Below are 10473 nucleotides of genomic sequence, written 5' to 3' on the forward strand. Positions count from 1 at the left end.
GCTCTGCTAAAAATTTTTTGCATGAGATCATGCTCGCTGCCAACATCGTGATGACTATAATTTTTTTCATACCTTTTTTTTAAATGACTGCATTAAAAGTTCACATTCATGTTAAAGCCATATTGCCTGGTTAGCGGTAAAGCGGTAGATCCTACATTATCAATTTCAGGATCCTGTCCATTCAGTTGCTTACTGGCGACGGTAAACAGATTGCTAATAAACAGGCCGGTACTGATACTCTTCACACCTGCCCTCGTGGTGATATTAGCAGGAATTAAATAATCAAAACGAATGTTCCGGCAGCGGAGAAAGCTACTGTTTACCACCCGAAGATCTGACTGGTTATAAGCCTTATATATAGACTGATTTATACCGGGAACGCGTACCTCCGCATCAGTTACAGCAGGTATATTAGTAGTGAGTTCGTCACCGGGCCTGCGCCAGCGATGAATCAGTTCACTATTGGCATTGCTTAAAGGAGTGGGGATACCATCATCGCCCTTGCTCATGTCAAATAAGGGATTCAATCTTTTATGCCCGCCCAGCGCATAGGAAAAATCAGCCGTCATACTAAATCGCTTATACCGGAAAGCGGAAGAAAATCCACCGTTAAACACCGGATGCAACTGTCCTGAATACATCAACAGACCAGCAGTATCGACCGCGTCTTTAGAAGATTTCTTGAATAAGGGCAGGCCTGTTTGGTGATCCAGCACGTTGTAAGCGTACGAATAAAAACCGCTTACCGGTCTGCCCGGAATAAAGGCAGTCCCGTTGATGTAGGAATCGAAGGTATTCACAAAATCATTGGCCCCTATTTCATTAAAGTTTTTGCTATTGATGAAAGTAAACGAGAGGTTGGTAAATTTCCTTCGGAGAACTTCCACCCGTAACTGCATTTCCACACCCCTATTTAGTAATTTGCCGGCATTTTTGTACATATTGTCTATTCCGTATTCATAGGGAATACTTCTGCTCACCAGCAAGTCCTTACTTCTTTTAATGTAATAATCGGTCGTCAGGCTTACCCGGTTTTCAAATAAAGACAGATCCGCTCCAAAATTCCATTGGGCTGTTTTCTCCCAACGCAATTCAGGATAGGGCAGACTTTTAATACCCAGCTTGGGAATACCAGTGATGTCATCCACGCCGTTACTGGAGGAGTAGGAGGCAATCAATTCGGGTCCCACCGCGCTAACAACATTTCCCTGTGTACCGAAAGATGCCCTGAAGGCCAAACCACTGACGATCCGGCTTTGTTGCAGCCAGGGTTCATTGGTCACATTCCACCTCCCTGACAGCCCATAGTTAGGTAAAAATTTGGCATTGGAATACTGCCCAAAACGGTTAGAGCCATCTGCCCTCACAGTACCATTCAGTACATACCGGTTGTTGATATTATAGGTGGCGGTACCGAACAGCGACATGGTATTATTGGTCGTATTGGTAATGGTATACTTGCTGTAATGACTGATGCTATACGTAGTTGGATAAAAAGTTTGTCCACGATCGGGGAAATAGCCAGGTTCTACAGAAGATGTCCCTTTAATCTGTTGAGAAGTAATTTCATTTCCAAGGGTGAGGTTCACCTGATCTCTTTCTTTGAATAATGATCGGCTATATTCCAGCATATTACGCATACTTACCGTGAGCATGTTCTGGTTAGCCAGGTTGGCCAATCCCCCATAAGGCAGATAAGATTTTGCTCTTTGAAAATCTGTTGGCGTATAGTCGAGGTTCCAGCCACGTTCTGCGCTGATATATGCACTGCCCTCATAGGCTGCTGACATGGATTCTACACCATCCATAATGGCACTGGAGGTATTTCTGAACATAAGGCCCTTTGCTACTTTATAGTTTAATCCTACAGCAGCCATCATAGATCTGGTACTCGCCGTATTTTCAGCCTGCGCAATTTCATTTTGCATATTAAAAACGATAGATGGAGGCAAAGGCAGCCCGGTCCCAGTAGTCGAAGAAACCGGATAAAATACATCCGGCGTCAGGGTTCTGCTGGTAGTCAACGCATAGCTCAATGGATTCGTATTGCCATAATATCCTTCGGATTTGATATAGCTACCCGTGAGTTTAATATCAAACGACAATCTTTTAGTGGCTTCAGAATGGATGGCCAAATCTGCTGTATAGAGCTTCTTAGCATCTTGTTGTGCGGCGCCTTTACTATCTGTATAATTAAAAGATGCATAGTAGGTAGTTTTGCCCGCACCACCACTCAAACTTAAAGAGTGTGTCATGTTGAACGAATTCCTGAACAATACTTTAAACCAATCTGTATTGTTGGTTTCCAGCTTGCCTACTTCCGTTTTAAACTGTGCTTCTGTAATTTTCCGGGCAGACAATGCCTGTAACAGTCCTTCATAACTAACATTCTCGCCGAAAGCTTTATTGCTGTTAAAGACCATTCCGTCTTCCTGGAGTTCCCTTGAATAATTCACTCTCTCTTTGGAATTCATGAGCCGGAGATTGTTATAGGAAGGGCGTTGCTGAAAAGAGAAGCTGGTATTATAGCTCACCTGCATAGGCCCTGCCTTTCCTCTTTTGGTCGTCACCACAATTACGCCGTTGGCCGCGCGTACCCCGTAAATGGCTGTAGCGGCAGCATCTTTCAGGAAAGTAATACTTTCTACATCGTAAGGATTTAATCCGCTTACGGCGCTGCCAATCAGGGCAAAGTTGCCGGATTGTGCATCTGATACCACATTATTTAACTGCGTAGCGGAAATGTCTACCGGATCAGGGCGCACTACATCATCTATTACCCATAAAGGGCTGGCGTTACCTACAAACGTAGAAGTACCGCGCATTCTCACGGTAGGACGTGCGTTTACACTACCGGAACTATTAATGATCATCAGGCCCGGTACCTTGCCCTGCAACATTTTATCGATAGAGGGTTCACCCGGTTGTATGAGTTGTTCGGCGCTGAGTTTAAAAGTAGAAGCGGTAGACATACGGCCATCTATTTTCTGATAACCGTTGACTACCACTTCCTGAATCGCCTGTGCGGCGGTATCCAGCTGAATTTTTACAAACATCGCCTCTTCCCTTTTGGCCGTATAAACGACTGGTTTCATCCCCAGCCGGGAAACACGTAGTTGTTCTTTTTCTGCTACTACCAAAGAAAAAACGCCATTATCTGTGGTCACTGTACCGTTTTTGGAACCCAATGCCTGAACAGTGGCGCCTTGCAAGGGCTCACCATGGGCATTGGTGACCTGCCCTTTTATAATAAAAGAAACGCTTACATTTTCGCTTACGTTCACCGCCTGGGTGGGGTTATCCAGATAGATAACAACGCCGCCCATATCTTCGGCGAACTCCAGTCCTGTATTTACCAGCACCTGTTTCAACAGCTGTTCCAATGTTCCGCTTTGCTGGTCTACCGTTACCAGCGACTGTTTACGGATGACGTCATTGTTATAGGTGAAACGTACATTCGTGAGCGCACGTATTTCCTTTAACACCTTCAACAAGGGCTGTTTACTGGCATGATAGGACACCTGTTTTTTCAGAATGTTCACGTCCTGTGCGTGTACAACACCTGACATCACCAGCAAAAAAGATAGCAGCAATAGGTACACGGCATGACCACGCATACCCTTCCTGAATGAAGGTAAGCCCAACATTTTTTTCATTTTGGTTTGATATTAAAGTTTTAAACTGCCTGCTTGTCGCTACGCATAGTTGTGGCGTGATGCAGTATTCCTACATTCCTTTTTTCATGTTCCTGCTTCGATGTACTCAGGGCCGGCCGACTGTTACCGTTCTACCCTGTACGACAAACTTTATATTGCCTATAGTTAGCCTGATGTGATCCAATGCCGGCTGTAATGTTTCCGGCTTATGCATATCCAAAGTAATATTCAACTTTTCCAATGTGGCATCCTCGAACTTAAAATTATAGTCAAAGCTGCGGCCAAGGCTGTTGAGAATAGCTCCCAGCGTCACGTCTTCAAAATAAATATCGTCGTCTTTCCAGGCGGTATAGATCCTGGTATCGACCGATTCTTTCTGCAAGCTGGCGGTAGCGGCGTCGTAGGAAGCCTGTTCACCCGGCGATAATACAACCTTCTCGTTACCCGCGCTGGCACTCACTTTACCATTGATCAGTGTTGTTTGTATATCTTCATAAGTACTGATATTAAACGCTGTTCCCAACACCTGCACATTTGCGCTACCCGCATGCACGACAAAAGCCTGTTGTGCATTCGGCGCCACCTCAAAGTAAGCTTCTCCCTGAATCCACACCTCCCGGGTATTACCGGCAAAGGCGGAGGGATACACCAGTTTGGAATCTGCATTTACCCATACTCCGGTGCCATCAGATAATTCAATGCGGATCTTCTTTCCTCTTGGCACATACAGGATATCCATCGCATTTACTGGTTGCTTACGACCTTCCCCTTCCGACAGGTATACGATACCGGTACTATCTACCTGTATCTGTGTGCCATTATTGTTTTGCGTTACGGCGGCATTATTCCCTAACGTAATGGTTTTACCATTAGACAACACCAATTGCACCTGTCCTGCGGCCGGTAAATCGGCTTTATTGATGGCCACAACAGTGGCGCCTGGCTTATGTTTTTGCCAGCTCCACACGCCTGCTGTGATCAACAATGCTGCGGCAGCAGCGGCTACGGCTATTCTACGACGCCAGATCACTTTCATTTTCCGGTTTTCCCGGGCAGCTACAAACTGCTCCCATCCGGCGTCTGCAGGAAATTTATTATCCTTTTTTACCCTGACTTTCATTTCTTCGGCGGCACGCAACATGGCCGCCTCTTCTTCATTCAAAGGCTCGGTACCGCCATTTTCCAATGCCGATAACAGTTTATCCCAATTGATGTCCTTACCTGGTGTTTCCATAACGATCTGAATTAAAGGCAACCGTATTTAAAAAAAGGGTGAAGGCAAATCATTATTTCTTTTAAAAAAAATAAAACCGCTATATAAATGACCATCCATTCACACTCTTTCCGCAGGTATTGATAAGCTAATTTGATTTGTGTTTTAACCGTATTTACGGAGATGTTCAACTGCTCCCCTATTTCTTTATATTTGAGTCCATCGCGGTTGCTGAGTAAAAAAATGCGCTGCCGTTGTATAGGTAAACGACCGATAGCCGCCCATAGGGCGGCATCTCGAATCTCTTCCTGTTCTTTATCGTCTTCCGGTAGCTGTGGTGTTTCCTCCGCTAATTCCAGCGGATCACCAAAAACAACTTTACCGTTTTTCTTCAGATAATTTAAGCATGCATTACGCACTGCACGCGTGGCATAACTCTTAAAGTTTTGCGTAATCTGAATCATCGCCCGCTTGTCCCAGCAATAGAGAAAAAAATCCTGTACAATGTCCTTGGCAGCATCTTCATCCTCTACTATGTAGTAGGCTGTTGCGCATAAAAAAGAATAATGTAGTTTGAATAACTCCTCAAATGAAACCGGTTCTATCGAATTTGGTTGATACATAGCCAATTGGCGCCCCCCATAATTAATCAACGCGCAAAATAGACTAAAATCCGGATTATTTCGCCTGTTTACCGGCCAAATCAGTCAGAATATCTACGGTTTTGCTTAAATATACATCTGCGCTGCAGGTATTCAGCCATTCCTGGTTACGGGCAATTTTGTCCGGTGAGGACTTGTCTATTGGCGTTCCACTCATTTTTAACTGCTGGCCGGCAGGCAATTTCAACGCCGCATCAATGGCATTACTATGCGCCTGAATGTCGCTCAGCTGTTTCTTAAATATATTTTTTTGTAAACTGAACACCGGCGCTTCATTGACTTTGAGCCATTCCACCTCCCGCTTCACGGCATTCAACGTACTGTCATGGCCGATTTGCTGATTCGCCTTTTCTATTATACCCGGTAAAACACCTGCCACCGGCGATTTCATAAACCAGGCGCTTTCAATGGTATCGCTTACCAATGCGCTGGTATTATCTCTTTCCCGGATCTTCTGATACACTTTTCTGCTGGGGAAAATCACGTCTGGTGTAACCCCATACAGTTGCGTAGTGGTACCATTGATACGGTAAAACTTTTTGATGGTCAGGGCCAATGTACCGTAGCTCACGTCAGGAATGCCTTTAGCCGCATCCCCCAGTTTACCCATTGGAAAACTTTCCTGCATCGTGCCTTTACCATAGGAAGAAGGACTACCCACAATAATACCTCTTTTATAATCCTGTATCGCTGCCGCAAATATTTCAGACGCGGAGGCGCTACTTTCGTCTACCATCACTGCCAGCGGGCCATCATACAGCGTTTGATCGCCATTCTCAATGGAATAGCTTCGTGTTTTTTCTTTGCCTCTTCCCAATACCACCGGACCTGTTTTCACAAAAAAGCCGGTGATCTTCACCACTTCGTCGAGTGACCCGCCTGGGTTACCGCGAAGGTCCACCACGATACCATCGACTTTCTCCGCCTTTAATTTGATAATTTCTTTGGCCATATCCACCGCACATTGCGCCCCATCTGCTCTTTTAAAATCACGGTAAAACTCCTTCAGGAAAAGGTAGCCGATCTTTTGGCCATTCTTTTCAATCACCGCACTTTTAGCGGCATTTTCTGTTTCTACAATTTCACCACGGGTAAGAGTCATCTCCTTTTCAGCGCCGGAAGTCTTACGCACCAACAGTTTCAGGCTGGTACCTTTTTCGCCGCGGATCATTTTCGATACATCCAGGATGCTCATACCGGTTACTTCCACCATTTTACCATCGGCATCACTCAGTCGCAGAATGCAATCTTCGGCCTGCAGTAAACCACTGGCATCGGCAGTTCCGCCGGACAACACTCTTTTTACCACTATGGCGCCGTCTTTCGCATTCAGTTCCAGTCCAAGCCCATAGTAGCGGTGCGCCATCTGTGCATCACGGATACCCGCGTCCACCGGGGCAAAATAAGAAGTATGCGGGTCCATTTCCAGCGTGATGGTGTTCATGTACGCGCTGAAACGATTATCGCCTGCGTTGCTGCTGAGGAGATTTTTGAACAAGCCGTCCATCATCAACAACGTAGCCGCCCGCGCTTCTTTTTCGGCTACCACATCGGTTTTGGTCTTATCGGCGGTTTGTAACTCCACCATTTTTTTCAGCACATTATATTTAAGGCTCTTGCGCCATACTTCGCGACGGGCCGCTTCGTCGGCCGGATACTCGGCCTGGCTGCGGTCTGGCTGGATCGTTTCTTTTTTGCTAAAATCCATCGGCTTCGATAGTATCTCCTGGTAAATCGTCCTCACCTCATTCAAACGCTGCATAGACAAGGTATAGATCGCATTGAAATATTCCAGGGAAGGCGTTTCCAGCTCATCATCGATCAGCGTTTCATAACGACGCAGACTTTCCACATCCGTTTTCAGCAGCGTATTTTTATTTCCGTCCAATGCTTTGAGATAGTTCTTCCAGATAATCCGCGAAAAATTATCATCCACCGGCTTAGGCGCGTAGTGCTGATTTTTAATGCGTGTCATAACCTGGCGAATTACATTCTTTCTGTTGGCATCAACATCCCCCTCTGTTCGGGTGGCGGCAAAAGAAGTTAAGCCCACTGCGGGTAGCAGCAGGAAGAGCCCATATTTGGCAATGCTCATATCACAATAATTACGGTTTGTAAATATTACCAGTTGGTAATGTTCTGTAACTAAGGCAACAGCTGCCGCAAAAAGGGTGAAGCGGCAGCTGAATTTTTCCGTAAAATGAAGTATACTTGTGTTCAGCGGTATGCTTTACAGTGCTGCTGCAAAACATACTGCGGCTATCTTTCCACGTAATCCCTTATAACAACCCACATGCAAACCAGTCGCAGACATTTTATCAAAACAGCCGGCGCGGGCCTGGCCGGTATAGGATTTCTCCCGGTGCTTCAACCCATTCAGCAACTTTGGCGTAGCAGTCCGCCGGAACACTTTCCGCGGGCCCGGCCTGAATCACAGGGCGTATCGTCGCAAGGCATTCTTGGATTTGTTGAAGCAGCCAATGCCTCCGGCATCAGCTGGCATAGCTTTATGTTACTCCGCCATGGACAGGTAGTCGCAGAAGGCTGGTGGAATCCTTTTTCGCAGGAGAAAGTACATTCCCTTTATTCTTTGTCCAAAAGCTTTACCAGCACAGCTATTGGCATGCTGGTAAAAGAAGGTAAACTGGATATTAATACGCCGGTGATTTCTTTTTTCCCAAAAGCAGTACCGGAACATCCTTCTGAAAACCTCCAGAAGATGACCGTGAAACACCTGCTCACCATGAATACCGGCCATGGCGCGGATACGCTGCCGCCTATGCAGCGCTCCGATCAATCATGGACCGCTGTATTCCTGGCGCAACCTGTTTCCTTTGTACCTGGCACCCATTTTCTCTATAATACCGGCGCTACCTATATGCTGGGCGCCATCCTGCACGCCATCACTGGTCAAACCCTGTATGCATATCTTACGCCCCGTTTATTTGAACCACTGGGTATTAGCGGATACGACTGGGAAACTTCTCCCGAGGGCTTGAATGTAGCCGGATATGGACTGCGCGTAAAAACAGAAGACATTGCGAAACTGGGGCAGCTGTACCTGCAACAGGGACAGTGGAACGGACAAGAACTGCTCACAAAAAGCTGGGTGAAAGATGCCACCAGTTATCAAACGTCGTCACAGGAAGGCACGGGCGACTGGGCGCAGGGCTATGGCTATCAGTTCTGGCAATGCAGGCACGGCGCATTCCGGGGCGACGGCGCCTTCGGACAGTATTGCATTGTGATGCCGGACAAAGACGCCGTGCTGGTAGTGACCAGTCAAACCGACGATATGCAAAAATCCCTCGACCTGATGTGGGCGCATATATTGCCGGCCATCCAGGAAAGTCCGCTGCCTGATAATCCGGCACAGTATGCCGCCTTACAGGAAGCGCTGGGGCGTTTATCCCTGCCCGTAGTCAAAGGCAGTAAAAGCGTTTCGACAGCAGCCCGTTATGATCGGAAAAACTGGGTACCGGATCAGAATGAATTTGGCGCTACCGCCATGCAATTTAATTTTTCTGATAGTGGTTGTACCTGGATCACCAAAACAGCCACGGCTACTACCACGCTAAAATTTGGCTGGGAGAAATGGGTGCTCAATAAAGACCGGCAGCTGTATTCTTTTCCGGAAGCAACGCTCAATCATCAGCCCACACTGGTAGCGGGTACTGCCACCTGGATTGATGAGCATACCCTGCAACTGAACCTGCGTTTTGTGGAAACGTTTCATGGCGATAAGATCCAGTGTACTTTTGACGGGAATAAATTATCTGTCAGCTTTTTAGATAGTGTCACCGCAGCGGGTGCGAATAAAAAAGATAGCAGGAAGATATTGACGGCGGCGATTATTTAGTTTTGGACGAGGCAGGCGGCGGCACTTTTTTGCGGATGTCTGCCGCCATTACCTTATTGTATAATTCTTTAGCGAAATCTAAAGCCCCTTCCTCATTTTCAATATATATTTTATCTCTCGCGGAAAAGACCTGCTTTTTGGCATCTATCCACCGGATCATTTTCCCCTGATAGAAATAGGTTTTGTCTTCCGTCACTTTGGTGAGGCTACTGTTATACGCGGAGTCAAAAAAGGGTACATTGTAGCTACTCTCCCGCAGAAAAATAAAAACAGGGTTTCCCTTATCGTAATAAATGGAGGTCTCCGACTTTCCACTTTCCGCGTACATAGATTGCTCTATCAGCCTGATACTGTCTTTGAAAAAATAACCGATGACTTCTCCGCCTTCGGTCGTTTCTGCTGATGGTTCTGCCCATACTTTACGATAATTGGATCTATTGGCATTGATCTCCTGGTATTTATCATGGATATCTTTCAGGATTATGGTATTACGATCCTGTGAAAATATGGGCCGATGAAAGGAGAAAAAAGCGATCAGCAGGCAACCTGCTTTTATCAGGTACATGAGCTTACATTTTATGGATAGATAACGGTGTACGGTATACGAAGCTTCCAAACAGGGAACGTAAAATACAATATTCCGGCTGCAAAATAGCAGCAGTGGTGCATGATTTCCGGCAACGGACACCGTTTATTGGCTGTTCATCTTCCGTTAGTCCTGACGGATAACCGATAATAGATGATCCGCGCAGGAAGTTTCATATTTTTTTCTCTTGTTTAATCTTAAATATATGTATAAAAAACATTTTATAAAAAGCGGCATGACAACTCACTGAATTAATACCGCAGCATAGTGGGTATTCTGCTGAAATAAAACTGCAGTGTAGGATTCCTAATCACGGGATATTTCCCGGTATTTTATTAATTGGAAAATCCTATCTTTATCAGGTACACACTTTTAGTCCTATTTATAATTAAAAGAATTTTACCCTATATATTGAAACCTCAAGAGAACCAGACTATTTCCTCTCCCAGGGAAATAACGTGATAGTTAGCTTCAAGATAATTCCCTCGTTCATTATT

Annotated in this window: 6 protein-coding genes; 1 reads left to right on the forward strand and 5 read right to left on the reverse strand. The window is 45.8% G+C overall.

The features are described 5' to 3' along the window. Positions 1–92 precede the first annotated feature (92 nt). The 4 genes from VIP81_RS09050 to VIP81_RS09065 form a co-directional block, all read right to left on the reverse strand. Entirely contained in the window at positions 93–3656 is a 3564-nt protein-coding gene (locus VIP81_RS09050) for a SusC/RagA family TonB-linked outer membrane protein (protein ID WP_331958737.1), read from the reverse strand. Between the two features lie 106 nt (positions 3657–3762). Beyond that, positions 3763–4890, reverse strand: a complete 1128-nt coding sequence (locus VIP81_RS09055; protein WP_331958740.1) for a FecR family protein — start codon at positions 4888–4890, stop codon at positions 3763–3765. A gap of 11 nt (positions 4891–4901) precedes the next feature. Further along, positions 4902–5492 carry an RNA polymerase sigma-70 factor gene (locus VIP81_RS09060; RefSeq protein WP_331958743.1) on the reverse strand — a complete coding sequence of 197 codons (591 nt, stop codon included), beginning with the start codon at positions 5490–5492 and terminating at the stop codon, positions 4902–4904. 55 nt (positions 5493–5547) lie between these two features. Beyond that, positions 5548–7626 (reverse strand): carboxy terminal-processing peptidase, encoded by a 2079-nt coding sequence (locus VIP81_RS09065; RefSeq protein WP_331958746.1) that lies wholly within the window; start codon positions 7624–7626, stop codon positions 5548–5550. A gap of 198 nt (positions 7627–7824) precedes the next feature. On the opposite strand from VIP81_RS09065, the gene VIP81_RS09070 reads away from it, so the two are divergent. Next, a complete protein-coding gene (locus tag VIP81_RS09070; RefSeq protein ID WP_331958749.1) occupies positions 7825–9390 on the forward strand; it encodes a serine hydrolase in 1566 nt (521 codons plus the stop codon). Here VIP81_RS09070 and VIP81_RS09075 read toward each other — a convergent pair. Further along, positions 9383–9955, reverse strand: a complete 573-nt coding sequence (locus VIP81_RS09075) for a hypothetical protein (protein WP_331958752.1) — start codon at positions 9953–9955, stop codon at positions 9383–9385. The genes VIP81_RS09070 and VIP81_RS09075 overlap by 8 nt on opposite strands. Positions 9956–10473 lie beyond the last annotated feature (518 nt).

This window comes from Chitinophaga sp. (genome assembly GCF_036566945.1).
In the GTDB taxonomy this organism is placed as follows: Bacteria; Bacteroidota; Bacteroidia; order Chitinophagales; family Chitinophagaceae; genus Chitinophaga.